The following is a 21,182-nucleotide window of genomic DNA, read 5'->3' as shown; positions in this document are numbered from 1 at the left end:
ATCACTTCGGCTTGCGGAACTTCAGGATGAACTGATCGGTCTTCCCGCGGATGCTGGGGTCGAAGACGCTGACCGTATGCGTGTCGGCCTTGTCGGCCAGGAGCGGGCTTTCGCTTTCGAGCTTGAAGCCGGCGGCCTCGACTTCGGTTTTCACCTGGGCGATGTCGATGCGGTGCAGGGCGTCCGGCGCCGTCGTCGCGCCGGCCAGGGCGGCGTGGTCGATGACCAGGAAGACGCCGCCTGGCTTCAGCGACTTGAAGATCTCGGCATTGGCCTTGGCGGCGGTGTCCGTCGGGAACGGCTTCAGGTGCATGTCGTGATAGTTCTGGACGGTGATCACCGCGTCGACATTGTCGGGCAGGTCCAGGCCGACCATCGGGCCGTTCAGCGCCTTGCTGTTGGCCAGGGCGGCGGTGACCGTCTTCTGGTCCTCGCCATACTTGGGCATGAACTTGATGAACTCGGCCGGTTGATAGGCATAGACCACACCGTTCGGGCCGACCGCGCCCGAGATGATCCGGGTGAAGTAGCCACCGCCCATGACGTAGTCGACGACGGTCTGGCCCGGCTTCAGCTCGGCCAGGGCCAGGATCTCGCCCGGATGACGCGCGGCGTCGCGGGCCGTGTCGGCGGCGGGGCGCGACGGGTCGGCCACGGCCTTGGCGATGTTGGCGGGAACCTCGGCGAACGCGACGCCGCCGACGCTAAAGGCCAGAGCGGCCAATACCGAAACCAAGTGCTTGCGGGCCATGGGCGCGCCTCCCTCATTGTTGGTTAGAACCTAGCAGCACAGCTAGGAACGACGAACGCCGTTATCCAGACGTTTCAGCCAGCTTTCGTCGAAACCGGCTCTAGGCACGACCAAGCCCGCCAGACATGATCGGCGGTAACAAACAGAACGGATCGGGGAGGTCTGGATGAAGTGGATCCTGCGCGGGATCGGCGCCTTGCTGGCGCTTGTGGTGCTGGCGGGCGCGGCCTTGATCGCGATCGACCAGGCCAGCCTGCCCAAGGCCCCTCCCCGGCAAGCTCTGCTCGACAAGGCCAAGGCCTATGACGTCCGCATCCGCCGCGACGACTGGGGCGTGCCGCACATCCTGGGCAAGACCGACGCCGACGCGGCCTTCGGCCTGGGCTACGCCCAGAGCGAGGACGACTTCGCCACCCTGCAGGACGTGGTGCTGGCCACGCGCGGCGTGCTGGCCCGCGACAAGGGCGCCAAGGCCGCGCCGACCGACTATGTCACCGCCCTGCTCGACGTCTGGCCGACCACCAACGCCCACTACGGCCAGCTGCCGGCCGACCTGCGCAAGATCATGGAGGCCTATGCCGACGGGGTCAGCGTCTATGCCGCTAAGCATCCCGAGAAGGTCAAGGCCGGGCTGCTGCCCCTGACCGGACACGACATCGAGGCCGGCTTCATCTTCAAGCAGCCGTTCTTCTACGGCCTGGACACCGAGCTCAAGCACCTGACCGCGCCTCGCGAGAAGGGGCCACCGCCGAAGGGTTCCAACGGCCTGGCCACCGCGCCGTCCCGCAGCGCCGACGGCGCCACGCGTCTGCTGGTCAATTCGCACCAACCCTATACCGGCCCGGTCGCCTGGTACGAGGCCGTGGTCGAGAGCGGTCAGGGCTGGCACGTGGCCGGCGGTTTCTTCCCCGGCGCGCCCTTCATGCTGCATGGCCACAACGCCACCCTGGGCTGGGCCAATACCGTGTCCAAGCCCGACCTGGTGGACAGCTACCGCCTGACCATCAACCCGGCGAACAAGAACCAGTACAAGCTGGACGGCCAGTGGAAAGACTTCGACAAGCGCTGGGTCACCCTGCGCGTGAAGCTCTTCGGCCCCATCGTCCTGCCGGTCAAGAAGGCCGTGCTGCGCTCCGTGCACGGGCCGGTGCTGGAGACCGATCACGGCGTCTTCGCCATCCGCTACGCCGGCATGGGCGAGTGGCGCCAGCCGTTGCAGTACTGGCGGCTGAACCGGGCGCGGACGATGGACGAGTGGCGCGCTGCCATCGCCACCCACGCCATCCCCAGCCTGAACTACGTCTATGCCGACGCGGCCGGGAACATCGGCTTCGTGCACAACGGCCAGTATCCAAACCGCACCGCCCAGGCCGACTGGACCGGCGTCCTGCCCGGCGACCGCTCGGACCTCGTCTGGCAAGGCTACCGCCCCTTCGACCAGAGCCCGCAGCTGTGGAATCCGAAGTCGGGCCTGGTCTTCAACTCCAACAACACCCCGTTCCAAGCCAGCGAGGCGGCCGACAACCTGAAGCCCGAGGCCTTCCCCGCCTCGATGGGCCTGCAGGCCAACATGACCAACCGCGCCTGGCGGGCGCTGGAGACCTTCGGGACCGACCACGCGATCACCGACACGAGCTTCCGGGCCCACAAGTTCGACGTGGCGTTCAGCGACCGATCGTCGGTGATGGAGATGGTCCGCGAGGTCACCGCGATCGATCCCAAGGGCGACGCCGATCTCGCCGAGGCCCAGCGCGTCCTGCGCGCCTGGGACAAGAAGGCCGACGTCCACGATCGCGGCGCGGCCCTGGCGGCGCTGATGACCCAGCCGATCTTGTTCGCCCGCTCCAACGGCGATCCGGCCCCGACGCCGATCGACAGCCTGCGCGCGGCGATCACACAGCTGAAGACCCACTTCGGCCGCCTGGATCCCGAATGGGGCCAGGTCAACCGCATCCGGCGCGGGACGGTGAACCTGGCCATCGACGGCGCGGCCGACACCTATCGCTCGGTGTGGGGCAAGCCGGAGACGGACGGCACCACCACCGCCGACGGCGGCGACACCTTCGTCATGTTCGTGACCTGGGACAAAGCCGGCGCGCTGCGCTCCGAAAGCATCCACCAGTTCGGCTCGGCCACGCTGGACGCCAAGTCGCCCCACTATGCCGACCAGACGCCGCTGTTCGTGGCCATGAAGACCAAGCCCGTCTGGTTCACGGAAGCGCAACTGAAAGGACACGTTAAGGTCGACTATCGCCCTCAGGATCGTTGAGCGCTAAAACTTTGCCGTTCAGGCGCCGTTCAGTTGGAGGGCGGCTAGTTGGCGTCAACAACGACGCCTCTCGGTGGGGAAACAGACATGCACAAGACCCTCGGCCTCGCGGCCCTTTCCGCTCTGGCGATCGCCGGCGCCGCCTCGGCCCAGGCGCCGAACTGGAACGGCCCGTACCAGGAGCCGCCGCGCGGTTCCTACTTCCAGTCGTGCCGTGAGATCTCCGCCTTCAACGGCGAAGTCCACGCGCGCTGCAAGACCAGCCGTGGCGGCTGGGCCTGGGTCAGCGCCTATGTCCGCGACTGCAACAGCCAGGGCATGGCCAATGGCGACGGCAAGCTGATCTGCCAGAGCCTGGCCGGCTCGGGCAACGGCGGCTGGAACAATGGCGGCTGGAACGGCGGTGGCGGCGGCGGTTGGAACAACGGCGGCGGCGGTCGCCCGGGCGGCGGCGGTCGTGACGGCGTCGTGCTGTTCGAAGATCCGCAATACCAGGGCCGCGCGTTCGAGGTGAACGGCGACATGCCCGACCTGGGCGCGGTCAAGTTCAACGACAAGGCCTCGTCGATCCAGATCGGTCGTGGCGGTCGCTGGGAGATCTGCGAGCACGCCAACTATCAGGGCCGTTGCAGCCGTCTCGACGCCGACCAGGCCATCCTGCCGCGCGAATGGAACGACCAGATCAGCTCCATCCGTAAAGTCCGCTAGGAAGAAACCCCATGCGCAAATCCGCTTTCCTGATCGTCTGCGGGACCATCGCCCTGATGGCCGGCGGCGCGGTCGCCCAGGACCGCAACTACGACCGCGACCGTCGCGACGGCTATGATCGCCGCGACGACCGCAGAGACAATCGCCGTGATGATCGTCGCGGCGGCTGGGATCGTGGCGGCGAAGTCGTGCTGTTCGAGCACGACGGATTCCGCGGCGAAGCCCGCCCGCTGCGCGGCGACACCCCGGACCTGGCGCGTCTCGGCTTCAACGACCGCGTCTCGTCCATGCGCATCTCGCGCGGATCGTGGGAGTTCTGCGAGCACGCCTACTATCAGGGCAAGTGCTGGCGCTACGACTACGATACGGCCAGCCTGCCCAAGAAGCAGAACGATCGCTACAGCTCGGTCCGCCGGGTTCGCTAAGGACCAATGCCGCGCCGGCCTCTTGAAGCCCGGCGCGGCGCACGGTTAAGGTCCGCCGCCTTTTTACTGGTGGAGTTCACCCCATGCGCAAGATCATCGTCCTCGCCGCCGCCGCGGCCGCCCTGCTGGTCTCGGCCTGCAACACCATCGAAGGCGCGGGCCGCGACGTCTCGTCCGCCGGCAAGGCCGTCGCCGGCGCCGCGCGCGACGCCAAGCACTAGACCAAGCTACGCGTCTTCCTCACGCGAGGTTTCCGCGCCGATCGTCCGCTTCTCATGCGGGGCGACGGCGTCCTCCGGGGCGTGACGGACGGCGTGTTCGGCCTTGGAAGCCGCCTCGCCCTTGCGGGGCGGCTCAGCGCCCGGATCGGTGGGTTTTCGAGGGTCGGGCGTCATGTGTCGCCTCCGCATTCCAGAACACCCGATCAACGTCAGCACGCTGTCGCAGTTCCAAAGACCCCGGATCGAGGACTCCAATTCCCGGAACATCGATCCGGCGAATAGTCTTCATTAACCAGGACCAGCCTGGAAAGCGATCGGGACATCGTTTGCATGACGACATCTCGATGAGATCCGCCAACTGGTTCACCGTTACTTACCCGCAAGCTGGACAAAAGGTCGCCGTGCGACGGCTGGTCGCCCTTTTCTCGTCGCGCCCGAAGGCGCATATGAGCGCCCATGTCAGAGTCCCAGCCCTCCCCGTCCCTTCTGACCGGCCTCAAGCGCGGTCTGCTGCACCGTTGTCCCAACTGCGGCGACGGTCGCCTGTACATGCGCTACCTGAAGGTCGATCCCGAGTGCGAGGCCTGCGGCCACGAGCTGGGCCGCTATCCGGCCGACGACGGTCCGGCCTATTTCACCATCCTGCTGGTCGGCCACCTGCTGGTCGCGCCGCTGCTGCTCTTCCCGTGGATCTGGGAGGCCTCGCCGTGGCTGGTCGCGCCCCTGACCCTGATTCCGCTCGCGGTGCTGACTCTGCTGCTGCTGCCGCGCGTAAAGGGCGGCGTGATCGGCGCCCTGTGGGCCATCAAGCTGAGAAAAGCCGAAGACACCCCGGCCTGAGCCTGACCCGGCCAAGACGTTCTCGAAACGTCGGGAACAAAACAGTCCGGAACCGACAAGCGGCGCCGCGAATTTCGAAGTCCTGACCCTAGCGTCGCCATGGTGGCCGACGCGGGATCTCAAGGAACATTCGGAAGATGCTCGGCACCATCCTCATCATCATCCTGATCCTGGCCCTCATCGGCGCATTGCCGACCTGGGGGCACAGCCGTTCGTGGGGTTACTTCCCCAGCGGCGGCCTGGGCCTGATCCTGGTCATCCTGATCATCCTGGTCCTGCTCGGCAGGATCTAGCGCGCGCTTGCCCTAAACCGGCGTTCGCTTAGTCTCCCCCTTCGAAACGGGAGGGGGAGATCCACATGACGGCGACCGCCGAAGCGGAAACCGGCGTCGGGGGCGCGCGCCTCTCGCCGCTGGCCCGCGCCAAGGCCATCCTGGGCGGCTCGGCCGGCAATCTGGTCGAATGGTACGACTGGTTCGCCTACGCGGCCTTCACCCTCTATTTCGCCCCAGCCTTCTTCCCCAAGGGCGACCAGACCGTTCAGCTGCTGCAGGCGGCGGCGGTGTTCTTCCTGGGCTTCGTGGCCCGCCCGATCGGCGCCTGGCTGATGGGCATGTACGCAGACCACGCCGGCCGTCGCGCCGCCCTGTCGGTCTCGGTGGCCCTGATGTGCGGCGGGGCGTTGATCATCGCCGTCACCCCCGACTTCAAGACCATAGGCCTGTGGGCCCCCGCCATCCTGCTGTTCGCCCGCGTGCTGCAAGGCCTGTCGGTCGGCGGCGAGTACGGAGCCAGCGCCACCTATATGAGCGAGATGGCCGGCAAGGCCCGCCGCGGCTTCTGGTCCAGCTTCCACTACGTGACCCTGATCGCCGGCCAACTGCTGGCCCTGGGCGTACTGATCGTGCTGCAAAGAACCATGCCCGAGGCCGACCTGAAGGCCTGGGGCTGGCGCATCCCGTTCATAGTCGGGGCCTTGCTGGCCGTGGTGGTGTTCTGGATCCGTCGGGGCCTGGAAGAAAGCATCGCCTTCAAGCGCCCGGCCCAGCGCGAGACCCTCTCGCGCGGCCAGGTGGCCAGCGCGGCGGCCTTCCTGGTGCTGACCGTGATCGCCGGCGTCACGGGCGTCATGCCCGGCGCCCTGGCCAGGCCGGCCCAGATCCTGGGCGCGGTGTTCCTGGTGCTGTTCTTCGTGTCGCTGATCGTGCCGCTGGTGCGCCGTCACCCGCGCGAGAGCCTGCTGATCATGGGCCTGACGGCCGGCGGCTCGCTGACCTTCTATGTCTACACGACCTACATGCAGAAGTTCCTGGTCAACACGGCCGGCTTCAGCAAGAGCCAGGCGTCCGAGGTCAGCGCGCTGAGCATGATCGGCTTCATGCTGCTGCAGCCCCTGGCCGGCTGGCTGTCGGACCGCTTCGGCCGCAAGCCGATGCTGATCCTGGCCTTCGGCGGCGGCGCCCTGACCATCTGGCCGATCATGACCGGCATCAGCCACGCCACCTCGGTCAGCACGGCCCTGGTGCTGATCCTGACCGGCATGACCTTCCAGTCCTGCTACACCTCGATCAGCGCGGTGGTGAAGGCCGAGATGTTCCCCGCCGAGGTCCGCGCCCTGGGGGTGGCCCTGCCCTACGCCCTGGCCAATGTGCTGTTCGGCGGCACGGCCGAGATGGTCGCCCTGGCCTTCAAGCACGAAAGCGTCGAGAGCACCTTCTACCTGTATGTCGCCGCCGTGATGGTGCTGGGCCTGACCTGCTCGATCATCCTGAAGGACACCGGACGACACAGTCTGATCCACGAGGACTGATCACCGTTTTCCGACTCTAATTGTCCGTCTAGATTTCACCCATGCACTTGCTCGACACCATCGTCCTGTCCGTCTTCGCCGCCTGCTGGCTGCTGTACGAGCCCATGCTCAAGCGCCTGGGCGAAGGCGGCGGCGTGCTGAACACCGACATGACGGTGATCCGCCGCCGTTGGATGCAGGAGATGGCGGTGCGCGAGATCGCCCTGCTGGACGGCCAGTTGCTGGGCCACGCGATCAACTCGGCCAGCTTCTTCGCCTCGTCGAACCTGATCCTGATCGCCGCGGCGGCCGGCGTGCTGTTCGGCGGCGACACTGCCTGGAAGAGCGTCGAAGGTCTTGCCGTGCTGGCCAAGACCACGCCGATGATGTTCCAGATCAAGCTGGGCCTCGTCTTGATCGCCCTGGCGCGCGGCCTGCTCGACTTCATCTGGTCGATCCGCCAGATGAACTACTGCCTGGCCGCGATCGGCGCTGCGCCGATGTGGGCGCCGCCGGCGGTGCTGGCGGAGTATGCGGAAGCAGCCGGCGGCATCCTCAACCCGGCCCTGTCGGCCTTCAACGCCGGCGTCCGGGCCTACTACTTCGCCCTGGCGGCTGCAGTCTGGCTGCTGGGCCCCCTGCCCTTCCTATGCGCCACCCTGGGCGCCATGACCCTGCTGCTCTGGCGCCAGCGCCGCAGCCGCGCCTCGGGCGCCGTGCGCAAGGTGCGCCAGATCCTGGAGCGCCAGCCGGTCGTGCACGGCCCGCACCTGACGCGCCTGAACCCGCCGCCGGAAGACCGGATCTAGGGACGGGCCGGAGCAAACTCCGGCCGGATTTGGGTACTGGAAAGCTTGGCTGGAGGAACACGGCCTTCGGCGCTGCGTTCATTCTCGCGCGAACACCCAGACCCCGAATGCATAAGCCCCGCCGGTGACATAAGTCTCCGGCGGGGCTAATGGGAAGTCTTGTGGGTAGACAAGTTCTTCATACCTTAACCCCCACCCCTTCGCAACCTCTTTGCTACGAGAATCCGACATTTCGTCGTGAATTCGTGTTGCAACTTCCGCTATTGCAAAGCTCCAGCCAGATTCCCGAGGCGCGGCGCGCAATATCGAGCGTCAGCCCAAGCCGCTCAAGGAAGGCCTCCGGAGCGCATCGATTTATTGAGTTCTCCGGAAAAGGTTTACTACGCAATGCTCTTACCCAGCATTGGGATGGAAACACTGATTTTTTGAATGCGTCTTATGAAATGGCGTGAACTGCATTTCTGAACGCTTCAACTACGCCAGCGAGCGTTAAAAGATTTAGTGATCATTCACCTGAGAGGCGAAGTCGAGCTCGGTGCGCCGGGACGGCCTGGTCGTTATTTCAGACCTGAAACCGTCCCGACTATCGCTTAGCGCGTGCGATCAGACCCCGAGGGCGGTCCAAAGCGGCAGAACCTTCTCCCCCCACGTCTCGGCCTGGGCGCGAAGTTCGGTCAGATTGTCGTCGCCCTGCAGGGCCACGCCCTCCTTGAGGATCGCCTGGCCCTGGCTCTGGAGAATGCTCCAGGCGAAACCGGCCCAATCGGCCGGCGTCTTGCCACCGGTCTGACGGCTCAGCCAGAACAGCTGGTGGAAACGCGGCGCGCTGACGCCGCCGCCCGTCATCGGCGAGGCGAAGTAGCCGATGTCCTTGTTCGACAACGAACGCTGGGCGATCGCCTTGTTCAGGGCCAGGGCGCGCGACTTGGCCTTGGAGAAGTCCTGGCCCGGCGCCGCGGGCTGGACGGCCCCCATCGCGAGCAGCACGGTGATGGCCGAGCTGAGTTGCGTGAAGTTGACGCCCTTGCCCGCGACATGGGCCTCCAGTTCGTGGATGGCGTGCGGCTTGTAGTCCAGCAGCAACTCGTAGATCGGGTCGTAGATGTGCGGAAGCATGTCCGCCTCGCCCGTCAGCCCTCTCACCTTGCGGGGCAGGTCGGCCTTGGGCAGGGACAGGATGATCCGCTCCTCGCGGACTGCGGCCGCCTGCTCGTGCCCTTCCAGCCGACGCACGCCGCGGATCCAGTAGTCCCGCCGGAACTGCTGGTTCGTGCAGAAGTCACGAACCGTCTCGCGCAGCGACAGGTCGGCCACGTTCCGCATGAATTCCGCCTGCTGGGGCGTCATGCTCAGCTCGGGCGTGCCGTCCAGGATGCTGGCCGAACTGGCGAAGTCGACCTTGGCCTCGCTCAGCCAGTTCTCGAGATCGGCGAAGTACATCGGGTGCCAGTCCCGGTTCATGTACTCGTGCGCCACGTAGCTGCGGTCCAGCCCCTTGATCTGCTTCAGCCGTTCGACGGCGCCGGGATTGGACCTGGCATAGAGCGGCTCAAGTCCCAGGAACTGGTCGATGAAGCCCAGGGCCGAGTCGATCTGGCCAACGATGCCCTGCCCCGGCGCGCCCATGATGTCGGCATGGCGTTTCATCAGGTGACGGATCGGCGCCGAGGCCGACCAACCCGGCAGGGTGTTGTACGAGATATAGAGCACCCCGCCCGGCCGCAGCTTGCGGCGGACGAAGTCGACCAGGACGCCGCGATTGGCGTCCGAGATCCAGGTCCAGATGCCGTGCAGGCCGATAAAGTCGAAGTCCGGCAGGTCCTTGCGGTGGCAAAACTCGGCGAAGGCTTCGTCATAGAGCTTGGCTTCGGCGCCCGCGATCCGGACCATTTCAGTCGCGAAGGCGGCCTGGGACGGATTGAAGTCCGTTCCGTACCAGTTGACGCTGGGCTGGGCCGCGGCATGGATCGAGACGGACAGCCCCTGCCCGAAACCCAGCTCGCAAGCATTCTCGATCCTAGGTGCATGACGCCCGGCCAGCAGAAGCGGCAGACGGCAGCGGACGGGGTTCAACTCCGTATAGTAGCCAAAGGTGTAGTTTACATCCGTGATATAGCCGGCGCTCCACTCAGTCGACACGCAGTCCCTCGCTGTTGATGGCCCGCCCTCCCCGAATGGATTGCTGCATTGAAAGGTCGCGACTGACAAGTTCCGGCCACAATTTAACGCCGAAAGGTCCACCCCTTTTCTCGTAGCGCCCGCGCAGCGAGCCGCTATAGCTCGGTCGTTCCCCTGAACAGCGCCAGAATTCGCCAAGCCTTGTCCATGAAGTCCTCTCTCCTCGCGCTGTGGCGCGGCTTGCCGGCGCCCGTACGCCGCGCGGCGCATCTGACCGCCGGCGCCCCGGGCGCGGCGTACCGGGCGACGGCCGATGCTTTCGACGAGATAGCCAAGACCCATGCCCTGCGGACGGCCCATGCGCGCGCCCACCGCCGGGCCAGGCGTCGTAACCTGCCCCCGACCCTGCCAGTGACGATCGTCGGCTTCCACGGGGCCGTCCACGGCCTGGGCGAAGGCGCGCGCATGCTGGTCCGGGGCTTCGCCGACATGGGCCTGCCCGTCCGCGCCATCGACCTGTCGGCCAGCGTCGGCTTCCCGGTCGACCTGCCGATCCCGTTCCCGCCTCCGACCGAGGGTGAGCGCGGCGTGGTGATCTCGCACATCAATCCGCCGGAGCTCCTGCGCTGGGCCCGCGAGACCGAAGGTCGGCCGCTCGAGGGACGCCGCCATATCGGCTACTGGGCCTGGGAGCTCGAGGACGCGCCCGCGGACTGGATCCCGGCCTTCGACCTGGTCGACGAGGTCTGGACCCCCTCGGCCTTCGCCGCCGAAGCCATCCGCAAGATCGCGCCCGCCCGGGTGAAGGTCACGCCCGCGCCCTACCCGCTGTATCTGAACTCGCGTCCGGCGCCCGACCGGGCCCGCTTCGGCTTTCCCGACGGCGCCGTCGTGGTGCTGATGGCCTTCGACCTGCGCTCCACGGCGCAGCGCAAGAACCCCTACGCCGCCCTCGCCGCCTTCCAGAAGGCTCACGCCAAGGCCGCGCGGTCGGCGCTGCTGGTCTGCAAGGTGGTCGGGGCCGATCTCTATACCGAGACGTTCCAGGCCCTTCAGGCGCTGGTAGCGGGCGATCACGCGATCCGCCTGATGACCGAGAACCTGTCGGCCGAGGACATGGCCCTGCTGACGGCCAGCAGCGACGTCATCCTGTCGCTGCACCGCTCCGAAGGCTACGGCCTGCTGCTGGCCGAGGGCATCTGGCTGGGCAAGCCGACCGTGGCGACCGGCTGGTCCTCGACCGTCGAGTTCATGGACCCGACCTCGAGCCAGCTTGTGGACTTCACCCTGATCCCGGTCGAGGGCGACGGCGCGATCTATCGCGAGGGTCGCTGGGCCGACGCCGATGTCGACGACGCGGCCGCCAAGCTGGCGCGGATGCTGTCGGACGACGCCTGGCGCAAGGAAATGGCCGCTGCGACGGTGCGCAACGGCCATGTCTCGTTCGATCGTGAAGCCTGGCTGCGGATGACCCGCGGCCTGCTGCCTCTGGATTAGCCCTTCGGCGAGGTCCTGACCGGCGTATCGTCCGACAGGGCGGGCAGGTCGTTGATCGACTGCGGCGGCGCGACCTTGTCGGCCGACACCGGCGCGGCCGGCAGCTCCGACGACGGTGGACGGATCGGCGTGGTGTCACCCGGCTCGGGCTTCTTCGCCGCCATCGGCAGGGCGACGCGGTCGAACGCCTGGACGACCAGGTCCGTCGGCAGCATGCCCTTGTAGCGGACCTTCTTGAAGTGGCGCGTCGGATCATAGGGCTGGAGGCCCGGCGCAAGATTGCCGACTTCCAGCGTGCCCACCTGGGCCAGCAGTTGCAGGCGACCGGCATATTCGTTGGCGCGACCGCGCACGAAGCTGATCTGGGCGTTCTGCAGTTCGGCCTGGGCGTTCAGCACCTCGATCGTGCTGCGCAGCGCGAAGCGCTCTTCCTCGCGAACCCCGTAGAAGGCGACCGTGTCGGCCTTCATTTCATCCTCGAGGGAGACCAGCGACCGGCGAGCGGCGACCAGCTGGTCCCACGACTGCGAGACGTTCAGCACCATGTTGCGGCGCGCATCGTCGATCAGCAGCTTGTCGCGATTGTTCTCCTCCAGCGACTGGCGAACCACCGAGTTAAGCTGGCCCGACGAGAACAGGGGCTGGGTCAGGGTGATCCCGGCGTTCAGCGTGTCGACGCGACGGTTGAGCTTGGCACTATAGAGGCTTTCCGACGCGTTGCGGTAGTCGGCCCGGGCGGCGACCGAGAACAATCGCTGCGCGCGCGCCTCGGCCACGCCCAGTCGCGACGCCTTCTCGGTGTACATCGCCGCCTGCAGGGTCGGATTGCTCTCCTCGGCCTGGTCGAAAGCCGTGTCCAGGCTGACGGGCAGGTCGTCGACGTCCGGCTCGGGCTCCAGGGTCGCAGGCATGTGGCCGACGATCGAGGCGTAATAGGCCTGGGAGATGTTCAGCTGCGCGTGGGCGTTGGCCAGCTGCGTCCGCGACGAGGCGAAGCGCGCCTTGGCCTGCTCCACGTCGGTCAGGGTGACCTGGCGGACGCTGTACTTGTCCTGGGTGTCCTTCAGTTGCTTTTCCAGCCAGGCCGCGCCGCCTTCGGCGATGCGCAGCACCTCGCGGTCGCGCCGCACCTGGACGTAGGCGCCGGCGGTCCTGACCAGCAGGTCCATCTCGATGCGGCGCAGGTTTTCGCGCGCCGCCCTCACCTGGGCCTCGACCCCACCCAGACGCGCGGCCAGGCGGCCGTTGCTGTAGAGCGTCTGGCTTACCGACAGCGCGGTGCTAGGGGTGCCGGCGTCGGCGTGCACGCCCGTGCCGACCTCCTCCACCCGATTGTAGGCAGCGGTATAGGACGCGCTGGCCTGCAGGCCGTAGGCGGACCGGGCCTGGGTATAGTTCTCGTCCAGGGCGCGCATGGCGGCGCGCTGGGCCTGGATGTTCGGATTGCTCTGGTAGGCGGCGGTGATCGCATCGGCCAAGGTCTCGGCGTGCGCGAGTTCGGCGCGGCCAGTCACGGCCATGGCGACGGCCAAGGCGATCACGGACGTCCGAACGGACAGGACTTTCGACAGCACTCGCATCTTCCAGACTTTCACGGCCCCCGCCAGAATGCGGCGTTCAAGCCAATATTTGTGGCTTAATCAAGAAGACGACGCACAGTCGCCTCCCACGTAACGTTCTTGTTGCGCCAGAGATCGCGCGCCGCGGCCCCCAGCGATATCGCGCGCGCCTTGTCGTACGTCAAACTATGCAACGCTTGAGCCAGCGCTTCGGGTGAAGGTTCGGCGACCGCGCCGGTCTCAGCGCTGACGATCTCCAGCAGGCCGCCGCTATCGGTGACGGTCAGCACGGCCTTGCCCGAGGCGAAGGCCTCCATGGTCACATAGCCCACGCTGTCTTCGTCGAACGGCAGGTAGGCGCAGACCAGGGCGCCGTTGGCCCAGCGCGCGATGTCCTCACGCGGATGGAAGCCGAACCGTAGATCGACGCGATCCTTCAGGTCCAGATCATCGACCAGCTTGGTCAGGCGATCGGCGTAGGCCTGGTTCTCCGGCGGACCGGCGATGACCAGGCGCAAGCTCCCCGGCAGCAGGGCCAGGGCCTCGATCAGCAGGTGCTGGCGCTTGCCCGCCGCCACCCGGCCGCCGGCGAAGACGTAGTCGCCATAGTCGCCGCCGGTGAACAGCTCGCCGTCGTTCAGCGGCGGATACAGGACCTCGGAGGCCACGCCGTTGAACTTCATCAGGCGGTTCTGGGTGACCGGCGAGTTGCACCAGATCTTGCGGCACTGCGCGAAGCATTCGTTGTCGGCCGCCTTGATCGCCGCCTTCACCGTGCGTCCGGTCTCGTCGAAGTCCAAGTGGCTCTGGCCAGCCTCGCACAGGTCATAGGCCTGGCGAAACTGGTGCAGCAGCCACAGCACCTTGTCCTGGTGCGGGATCAGATAGGCCGGGAACTTCAGGCCGATCACGCGGTCGACATTGTACAGCCGCATGCCCTTGGAGATCAGCATCTCCTCGATCAGGCGCTCGGCGGGCTCCCATGTGAATGGAACGCGGACTAGCTCCGACTGAACACCAGGAGTGCTGTTCAGGCGGCGGACCAGGTGGTCGGCCAGCTCCTCGGCCCCGCCGCGCTGGAACGGGGCGGCATTGTTGACGACGAGCACTTTCATGCGGTCAGCCGCTCCACCACGGTGCTCCAGTCGATCTTCATCTCGGCCAGGCGGTTCAGCGAAGCGGTCCCCATCTTGGCCACGGCCTGCTTGTCGGCATGCAGGCGGTCGAACTGCTCGGCCAGGGCGCGCGGGTCGGGCTCGCTGATCAGACCATTGCGGCCGTGCTCGACCAATTCCAGCACGCCGCCGCTGTCGGTCGTCGTGATGATGGCCTTCTTGGCGTGCGCGCCTTCCAGCGACGGATAGCCGTAGCTGTCCTCGTCCTTGGGCAGGTAGGCGATGGCGAGCGCTTCCTTCAGCATCTGCGCCTTCTCGTCCTCGCTGATCCAGCGATCCTCGAGGATGACGCGGTCCTGGACGCCCAGGTCCTTGGTCATCTGCACCAGCTGGCGGCCGTATTCGGCGCTGGACGCCGTGCCGGCCAGGCGCAGCTTCACGCCGGTCTTCACATGCTGCATGGCCTCGATCATCAGGGCCTGGCGCTTGTGCGGCTCCAGGCGCGAGATCGCGACGATCTCGTCGCCATAGCCCGTGTGGGTGAAGCGCTCGGGCTTGTAGACCGGCGGATACAGCGGCGTGGAGTCCAGGCCGTTGAAGGTCTTGAGGCGGTCGGCGACCACCTGCGAGTTAGTGAACACCGCCCGCGCTTCCGAGATCGCCTGGGTGTCGAGGGCCCGCAGGTTGTCGCGGATCGCCCGGTGATGGGCGTCGTCCGGCATACCGCGATAGGGCGTGTCCCACAGGTCGTAGAAGGTGCGGATGTGGTGGATGAACCACAGCACCTTGTTCGGGTGATCCACCACATAGGCCGGCGGCCGGAAGCAGATCACCCTGTCGCACCACTGGGTCAGGTCCATCATCCGCCAGGCGGCGATCTGGTGCAGGATCTCGTTCGGATCGTCGGTGAACGGCAGGTAGAACCGCTCGACCTCGTGACCGGCCTCGATCAGCTTCTCCTCGAGCCACTCGACGATGAAGCGCGCGCCGCCGTTGATGAACGGCACGATCGAGGACAGGAGGACGATACGCATCGGCTAGACCAGAACCTGGTCGAGCGCGGCCACGACGCGGTCGATGTCGGCTTCGGTCAGGCCCGCATGGGTCGGCAGGTTCAGGCCGTCCGCGCCACAGGCCTCGGCCTGGGCCAGATCGCCGGTCGCCAGGTGGGCATAGGGCGGCATGATGTGCATCGGGTGGAACACCGGGCGGCTCTCGATGCCCAGGGCGTCCAGGTCCTTGATCACCTGGTCGCGCGAGGTGGTCAGGCCCTCGCCCAGGCGCACGGTGTACATCCAGAACACGTGGCGGCCGGTGTCGGCGACATGCGGCTTGATCACTCGGTTGCCCAGGCGCGCCAGCTTCTCTTCGTACCAGGCCACGACCTGCTCGCGAGCGGCCAAGTGATGCTCGACCCGTTCCAACTGGGCCAGGCCGATGGCCGCCTGGATGTTGGTCATGCGGTAGTTGAAGCCGACGACGGGGAACCAGTAGCGACGGTTCGGATCCATGCCCTGGCTGCGATACAGCCGCATGGTCTTGGCCAGCTCGTCGTCATTGGTGGTGATCATCCCGCCTTCGCCGGTGGTGATGATCTTGTTGCCGAAGAAGCTGAAGGTGGCGCAGTCGCCCAGCGAGCCCGACATCTTGCCCTTGTAGGTCGCACCCACGGCCTCGGCCGCGTCCTCGATGACCAGCAGGTTGTGCTTCCTGGCGATCTCCAGGATCGGGTCCATGTCGGCCACCTGGCCATACAGATGGACCGGCATGATCGCCTTGGTGCGCGGCGTGATCTTGGCTTCGATCGCCGCCGGATCGACGTTGAAGGTGCGCGGATCGTTGTCGACCAAGACCACCGTGCCGCCGCAATAGGTCACCGCGTTGCACGAGGCGATGTAGGTCAGGCTGGGGATGATCACCTCATCGCCTGGGCCGATGCCCATGGCGACCAGGGCCAGGTGCAGCGCCGTCGTGCCGTTGTTGCAGGTGATGGCGTGCTTGACGCCGCAGTAGTCGGCGAAGGCCTTCTCGAAGTCGGTGATGAAGCGGCCGGCCGACGAGATCCATGTCGAATCCATGCATTCGAGCACATAGTCGCGCTCATTGCCGTCGAGGCTGGGCTGGGCGACGGAAATCCGCGGCAGGCTACTCAAGAACGCTCTCCTTTTATCTTCACGGGTACGCCGACTGCCAGTACGCCGTCCGGAAGGTCACGCACCACGACGCCGCCGGCGCCGACGGTGGTGTCCGCCCCGATCGTCACGCCCGGAATCACCCGCGCGCCGACGCCGAGGAAGGCCCGCTCGCCGACGGTCACGCCGCCGGCCAGGGCCGAGGCGGGGCCCAGGTGGCAGGCCGCACCCATGCGGCAGTCGTGATCCACGACCGCGCCCGTATTGATGATGGACAGATCGCCGACCTGGCTATCGGCGTTGATCGCCACGCCAGCCATGATCGCGACGCCCTCGCCCACCTTCGCCGTCGGCGAGATGACCGCCGAGGGATGGATGGCGTTGACCAGGGTAAAGCCCAGAGCCTGAGCCTTGCGCCCCAGCTTCTCGCGCAGCCGGTTGTCGCCGATCGCCACGAACAGCTCGGAAAACCCCTGCTCTAGCAGCTCGGGCAGCTTCAGGTCGTCGCCGACCACCGGAACGTCCAGCACCTGACGCGGCGTCGGATCGGCGTCGACGATCGCCGCCACCGTCTTGCCGGAGGCCCGCAGGCTTTCGATGACCACCTTGGCGTGGCCGCCGCCGCCGATGATGACGACGCCGGCCCCCATCAGTTCCGCGAGCGCCGCACGAGGTCGGCTTCGACCATCTCGGCGATCAGATCCTGCATGGTGATCTTGGGCTCCCAGCCCAGCTTTTCCTTGGCCTTGGTCGGGTCGCCGAGCAGCAGATCCACTTCAGCGGGACGCAGGAACTTCGGATTGATCGTGATGTGGTCCTGGTAGTTCAGGCCGACGGTGGAGAAGGCCACCTCGCACATCTCGCGGACCGTCCAGGTCTTACCGGTGGCGACCACGTAGTCGTCCGGGGTCTCCTGCTGCAGCATCAGCCACATGGCCTCGACATAGTCCTGGGCGTGGCCCCAGTCGCGCTTGGCGTCCAGGTTGCCCAGGTCGACGGTCTTCTGCTGGCCCAGCTTGATGGCCGCCACGGCGTCGGTGACCTTGCGGGTCACGAACTCGATGCCGCGCAGCGGGCTCTCGTGGTTGAACAGGATGCCGGCCGAGGCGTGCAGGCCGAAGCTCTCGCGATAGTTCACCGTCATCCAGTGGGCGTACATCTTGGCCACGGCGTACGGCGAGCGCGGATAGAACGGGGTCTTCTCCGACTGCACCGGGTGCTGAACCAGGCCGTACATCTCCGACGAAGAGGCTTGGTAAAAGCGGGCCTGCGGGCACTCCAGGCGCACCGCTTCCAGCATGTTGGTCGTGCCGATGCCGGTGACCTGACCCGTCAGGTTCGGCTGGTCCCACGAGGCGCCCACGAAGCTCTGGGCGGCCAGGTTGTAGACCTCGTCGGGCTGCAGGCGGCGCATCAGGCGCGACAGGCCGCCGGAGTCCAGCAGGTCGCCCAGTTCCAGCTGGACGTCGTCATAGACGCCGATCCAGCGCAGGCGGTCGCCGATCACGTCGGCCGAGGCCGAGCGACGCAGCATGCCGTGGACGGTGTAACCCTTCTCCAGCAGCAGCTTGGCGAGATACGCCCCATCCTGGCCGGTGATGCCGGTGATCAAAGCCGTCTTCGCCACGCTCTATCGACTCCAGTAAGAAAGAAAGGTTCTGACTACACTATTGGAGCCGATTGGAAAGCGCCGCCGGCTACATTTCCGGCGCGCGACGCCGCTTTCCGAAAAGCGTGCGAATTCAGGCTCTTGAAATCGTCCGGCTACTCCTCGCGCATGGTGGTGCGCAGGGTGTCGCGCAGCGGCTCGAACAGGTACTGCAGCACGGTGCGCTCGCCGGTCGGCACGACCACCTGGGCCGGCATGCCGGCGGTGACGCGCGGGCGGTATTCCTTCGGCAGCTGCCTGACGTCGACGCGGACGATCCCGAGGAAGTAGGCGGTCTTGCCCTCCGCGTCGACCAGACGGTCACGCGAGATCGACTCGATCTTGCCGTTCAGGATCGGGATCTTGCGCGAGTGGAAGGCGGGCAGACGCACCTCGGTCACCATGCCCGGGTGGACATTGTCGACGTCGGTCGGCGCGAAGTGCGCCTGGATGACGAAGGCTTCGTCGCCGGGGGCGATGTCGATCAGCGGCTCGCCAGGACGAACCACGGCGCCTTCGGTGAAGAAGCGCAGGTTCTGGGCCGTGCCGCTGACCGGCGAGACGATATTGATCCGCCGCTGGGCGTCGGAGGCCACGACCTCCTTCTCGGTCACCTCGGCCAGCCTCACGCGGGTTTCGGTGATGCTCTGGCTGACTTCCTCGAAGCGCTGCTGCTTGATCTGGCGGATCTTCAGCTGGGTTTCGCCCGCGCCTTGGACGGCCTTGGCGCGGTCGGCGGTGAGACGGCCGATCGAGCCCGACAGCGAGGCCTGCTCACGCTCCAGCGCCAGCAGGCGCGGACGCGGCACCAGGCCCTTGTCATAGATCTTGCGCAGGTCCGAAAGCTCGTCCTCGATAAAGCCGAGCTGGTCCTTCAGGCCTTGGGTCTGGCGCTCGATGCCCTCGATCTCGCTCTGATACTGCTCGCGCTGGGCGTTCATCAGATCGACCTGACCGCGGATGGTCTGCTGGCGCTCGATGAACTGCGACTGTTCGTCGGCCAGGGCGCGCGCGACCATCGGATCGGTGCGCTGGCTGGTCAGCTCGGCGGGGAAGCTGATGGACGGCCGCTGATCGCGCTCGGCCAGCAGGCGGGCCTCCATGGCCTTCAGCGCGATATACTGGTTGCGCGTGATGCCGGCGGCGGCGTTGGCCTGGGTCGGGTCCAGCTCGAACAGGACCTGGCCCGCCGTCACCTTGTCCCCTTCCCGCACCAGGATCTTGCGGAGCATGCCGCCTTCCAGGTGCTGGATGGTCTTGCGATTGCCCTCGGCGGAAACGATGCCGTTGGCGATCACGGCGCTGTCCAGAGGAGCGAACGCCGACCAGCCCAGGATACCGACGAACGTGATCGCGATGACCGCGTAACCGATCCGGGCCACGCCCTTGAAGTTGTCCGTAGGACGTTGAATTTTAGGGGGCTTCATCTTGCTTTCAGCCTGATGGGCGCGCCGCGAAGGCGGCCTCTGGAAGGTGTTCTGGCGGACGTCAGTTACGGATCGGCGCCGGGGTCGGAGCCGAACCTTGCGGCGCGGCGCCCGTCAGCTTGGCCAGCATGGGCGCGCGCTCGCCGAAATCGGCGATCACACCCTGATTGATGACCATGATGTAGTCGGCCTGGGCCAGCAGGTTCACCTTGTGCGTCGCGAAGATCACGGTGCGCTTGGCCGCCTTCAGGCGGTTCATGGCCTCCATCAGGGCCACTTCGCCCACCTGGTCCAGGCTGGCGTTCGGCTCGTCGAGGACCAGCAGGGCCGGCATGCGGAACACGGCGCGGGCCAAGGCGAGACGCTGGCGCTGGCCGCCGGACAACGACGCCCCGCCTTCGCCGATCGGCGTATCGTAGCCCATGGGCAGGCCCTGGACCATCTCGTGCACGCCGGCGAGCATCGCCGCCTCGATGACTTCCTGGGACTCGTACTCGGTGAAGCGGGCGATGTTCTGGGCGACGGTGCCCGAGAACAGCTCGATGTCCTGCGGCAGGTAACCGATGTGGCGGCCCAGCTTCTCGGGATCCCACTGCTTGATGTCGTAGCCATCCAGGCGGATCACGCCCGCCACGCACGGCCACACGCCGACGATGCCACGCAGCAGCGAGGACTTGCCGGCGGCGCTGGGGCCGACCAGGGCCACGGCCATGCCGGCCTCGATGCGGAAGCTGGCCTGCTTCATGGACGGCGCCTGGGCGCCGGGGGGCAGGATCGAGGCGGCTTCGGCCGACAGCACGCCGCGCGGATCGGGCAGCGGCATGTGCTCGGCGTTTTCGTCGCTCTCGCGCAGCATGGCCTGCAAGCGATCCCAGGCGCCGCGTGTACCCAGCAGGTTCTTCCATTGGCCCACCGCGCCTTCGATCGGCGCCAGGGCGCGACCAACCAGGATGGAGCCGGCGATCATCGCACCGGCCGAGATCTTACCATCGATCGCCAGATAGGCGCCACCGCCCAGGATCAGCGTCTGGACGATGTTGCGGAACACCTTGATACCCGACATCACCGCGCCGCCAGCGTCGCTGCCGGCCGCCTGCCAGGCCACCTGCTCGTCGCGGCGACCGCGCCAGCGGGCTTGCAGGCCGCCCCACATGCCCATGGCCTTCATGACCTCGGCGTTGCGCAGCGTGGAGTTGGCGTCGGCCTGGGCCGCGATCGAGGCCATGGTGGCCATCTGCAGAGGGTTCTTGGTGGCGCGGTCGTTCATCACGGCCAAGCCGAAGATCACGAAGCTGCTGATCACCGCCAACACGGCAAAATAGGGATGGAGCAGCCACGAGACGATGATGAAGACCGGCGTCCACGGCGCGTCGCAGAAGGCGATCAGGCCGCCGGTCATGAACTCGCGGACCTGGTCCATGTCGCGGAACGCCTGGGCGCCCTGGCTGCGACGGGCAAGCGTCGACTCCAGCACCGCCTTGAAGATCGGGTCGCGCGCCATGGCGTCGAACTTGAGTCCGCCGCGCACCAGCACCTGGGTCCGCAGAGCCTCGAGCAGGCCGTAGACCATATAGAGGAAGACGCAGATCAAAGTCAGGACGACCAGGGTCGAGACGTTCCGGCTGGACAGCACGCGGTCATAGACCTGCAGCATGTAGACCGGGCTGACCAAGGCCAGCAGGTTGATGAAGAAGCTGAAGACCATCGCGGTGATCACCGCAGGCTTCATCGTCCCGACCGCGCGGTCGAGAATGGTCGGCTTACCGGATTGCTTCAAAAACATGTCGAGCCTTCGGGGCGCCAGAAACCGCTGGCGAAGGGAGCTTTAGCAGAAGACGCGTCTCGACCATGAAATCGTGGCCAAAACTCGTCCC

The 21,182-nt window shown here is 66.5% G+C and carries 20 protein-coding genes; 9 read left to right on the top strand and 11 right to left on the bottom strand.

The features are described 5' to 3' along the window. Window position 1: 1 nt before the first annotated feature. Entirely contained in the window at window positions 2-751 is a 750-nt protein-coding gene (locus AC1RR5_RS09420) for a class I SAM-dependent methyltransferase (RefSeq protein ID WP_492921084.1), read from the bottom strand. A 166-nt stretch (window positions 752-917) separates the two neighbouring features. On the opposite strand from AC1RR5_RS09420, the gene AC1RR5_RS09415 reads away from it, so the two are divergent. The 4 genes from AC1RR5_RS09415 (at window position 918) to AC1RR5_RS09400 (ending at window position 4,374) form a co-directional block, all read left to right on the top strand. Beyond that, window positions 918-3,020: an acylase gene (locus AC1RR5_RS09415; RefSeq protein ID WP_492921083.1), complete on the top strand. Its 2,103-nt coding sequence runs from the start codon at window positions 918-920 to the stop codon at window positions 3,018-3,020. A gap of 87 nt (window positions 3,021-3,107) precedes the next feature. Next, the gene (locus AC1RR5_RS09410) at window positions 3,108-3,728 is read left to right on the top strand and encodes a beta/gamma crystallin-related protein (protein WP_492921082.1); all 621 of its coding nucleotides are present in this window, start codon (window positions 3,108-3,110) and stop codon (window positions 3,726-3,728) included. Between the two features lie 11 nt (window positions 3,729-3,739). Further along, window positions 3,740-4,153: a beta/gamma crystallin-related protein gene (locus AC1RR5_RS09405; protein WP_492921081.1), complete on the top strand. Its 414-nt coding sequence runs from the start codon at window positions 3,740-3,742 to the stop codon at window positions 4,151-4,153. Between the two features lie 83 nt (window positions 4,154-4,236). Next, on the top strand, window positions 4,237-4,374 hold the full coding sequence (locus AC1RR5_RS09400) for an entericidin A/B family lipoprotein (protein ID WP_492921080.1): 138 nt from the start codon (window positions 4,237-4,239) through the stop codon (window positions 4,372-4,374). 6 nt (window positions 4,375-4,380) lie between these two features. Here the strand turns inward: AC1RR5_RS09400 and AC1RR5_RS09395 are convergent, their stop codons facing one another. Continuing rightward, complete coding sequence (locus tag AC1RR5_RS09395; protein ID WP_492921079.1) at window positions 4,381-4,548, bottom strand: hypothetical protein; 168 nt, start codon at window positions 4,546-4,548, stop codon at window positions 4,381-4,383. Between the two features lie 282 nt (window positions 4,549-4,830). On the opposite strand from AC1RR5_RS09395, the gene AC1RR5_RS09390 reads away from it, so the two are divergent. From AC1RR5_RS09390 to AC1RR5_RS09375, 4 genes are all read left to right on the top strand, one after another. After that, window positions 4,831-5,214 carry a DUF983 domain-containing protein gene (locus AC1RR5_RS09390; protein ID WP_492921078.1) on the top strand — a complete coding sequence of 128 codons (384 nt, stop codon included), beginning with the start codon at window positions 4,831-4,833 and terminating at the stop codon, window positions 5,212-5,214. Window positions 5,215-5,351: 137 nt separating this feature from the next. Beyond that, entirely contained in the window at window positions 5,352-5,507 is a 156-nt protein-coding gene (locus tag AC1RR5_RS09385) for a DUF3309 family protein (protein WP_165185512.1), read from the top strand. 65 nt (window positions 5,508-5,572) lie between these two features. Beyond that, entirely contained in the window at window positions 5,573-7,024 is a 1,452-nt protein-coding gene (locus tag AC1RR5_RS09380; protein WP_492921077.1) for an MFS transporter, read from the top strand. A gap of 41 nt (window positions 7,025-7,065) precedes the next feature. Next, a complete protein-coding gene (locus tag AC1RR5_RS09375; protein ID WP_492921076.1) occupies window positions 7,066-7,812 on the top strand; it encodes a DUF599 domain-containing protein in 747 nt (248 codons plus the stop codon). Window positions 7,813-8,415: 603 nt separating this feature from the next. Here the strand turns inward: AC1RR5_RS09375 and AC1RR5_RS09370 are convergent. Then, window positions 8,416-9,951, bottom strand: a complete 1,536-nt coding sequence (locus tag AC1RR5_RS09370; RefSeq protein ID WP_492921075.1) for a methyltransferase regulatory domain-containing protein — start codon at window positions 9,949-9,951, stop codon at window positions 8,416-8,418. Window positions 9,952-10,137: 186 nt separating this feature from the next. On the opposite strand from AC1RR5_RS09370, the gene AC1RR5_RS09365 reads away from it, so the two are divergent. Continuing rightward, window positions 10,138-11,427: a glycosyltransferase gene (locus tag AC1RR5_RS09365; RefSeq protein WP_492921074.1), complete on the top strand. Its 1,290-nt coding sequence runs from the start codon at window positions 10,138-10,140 to the stop codon at window positions 11,425-11,427. Here the strand turns inward: AC1RR5_RS09365 and AC1RR5_RS09360 are convergent. The 8 genes from AC1RR5_RS09360 to AC1RR5_RS09325 all read right to left on the bottom strand — a co-directional run bounded on the left by AC1RR5_RS09360 (window position 11,424) and on the right by AC1RR5_RS09325 (window position 21,091). Beyond that, a complete protein-coding gene (locus AC1RR5_RS09360) occupies window positions 11,424-13,007 on the bottom strand; it encodes a TolC family outer membrane protein (RefSeq protein WP_492921335.1) in 1,584 nt (527 codons plus the stop codon). The genes AC1RR5_RS09365 and AC1RR5_RS09360 overlap by 4 nt on opposite strands. A gap of 56 nt (window positions 13,008-13,063) precedes the next feature. Continuing rightward, window positions 13,064-14,101: a glycosyltransferase family 4 protein gene (locus AC1RR5_RS09355; RefSeq protein WP_492921073.1), complete on the bottom strand. Its 1,038-nt coding sequence runs from the start codon at window positions 14,099-14,101 to the stop codon at window positions 13,064-13,066. After that, complete coding sequence (locus tag AC1RR5_RS09350) at window positions 14,098-15,135, bottom strand: glycosyltransferase family 4 protein (RefSeq protein WP_492921072.1); 1,038 nt, start codon at window positions 15,133-15,135, stop codon at window positions 14,098-14,100. The genes AC1RR5_RS09355 and AC1RR5_RS09350 overlap by 4 nt, the downstream gene beginning before the upstream one ends. Window positions 15,136-15,138: 3 nt before the next feature. Beyond that, complete coding sequence (locus AC1RR5_RS09345) at window positions 15,139-16,254, bottom strand: DegT/DnrJ/EryC1/StrS family aminotransferase (RefSeq protein WP_492921071.1); 1,116 nt, start codon at window positions 16,252-16,254, stop codon at window positions 15,139-15,141. Further along, complete coding sequence (locus AC1RR5_RS09340; protein ID WP_492921070.1) at window positions 16,251-16,883, bottom strand: acetyltransferase; 633 nt, start codon at window positions 16,881-16,883, stop codon at window positions 16,251-16,253. Before AC1RR5_RS09340 ends, AC1RR5_RS09345 begins: the two co-directional genes overlap by 4 nt. Beyond that, window positions 16,883-17,860, bottom strand: a complete 978-nt coding sequence (gene gmd / locus AC1RR5_RS09335; protein ID WP_492921069.1) for a GDP-mannose 4,6-dehydratase — start codon at window positions 17,858-17,860, stop codon at window positions 16,883-16,885. The genes AC1RR5_RS09340 and gmd overlap by 1 nt, the downstream gene beginning before the upstream one ends. Window positions 17,861-17,997: 137 nt before the next feature. Next, the gene (locus tag AC1RR5_RS09330; RefSeq protein ID WP_492921068.1) at window positions 17,998-19,308 is read right to left on the bottom strand and encodes an HlyD family type I secretion periplasmic adaptor subunit; all 1,311 of its coding nucleotides are present in this window, start codon (window positions 19,306-19,308) and stop codon (window positions 17,998-18,000) included. A gap of 61 nt (window positions 19,309-19,369) precedes the next feature. Continuing rightward, window positions 19,370-21,091, bottom strand: a complete 1,722-nt coding sequence (locus tag AC1RR5_RS09325) for a type I secretion system permease/ATPase (RefSeq protein ID WP_492921067.1) — start codon at window positions 21,089-21,091, stop codon at window positions 19,370-19,372. Window positions 21,092-21,182 lie beyond the last annotated feature (91 nt).

The organism is Caulobacter sp. GW821-FHT11E11 (genome assembly GCF_058808315.1).
Note: the sequence above shows the minus strand (reverse complement) of the source record. Positions and strands in the feature narration are given on the sequence as shown.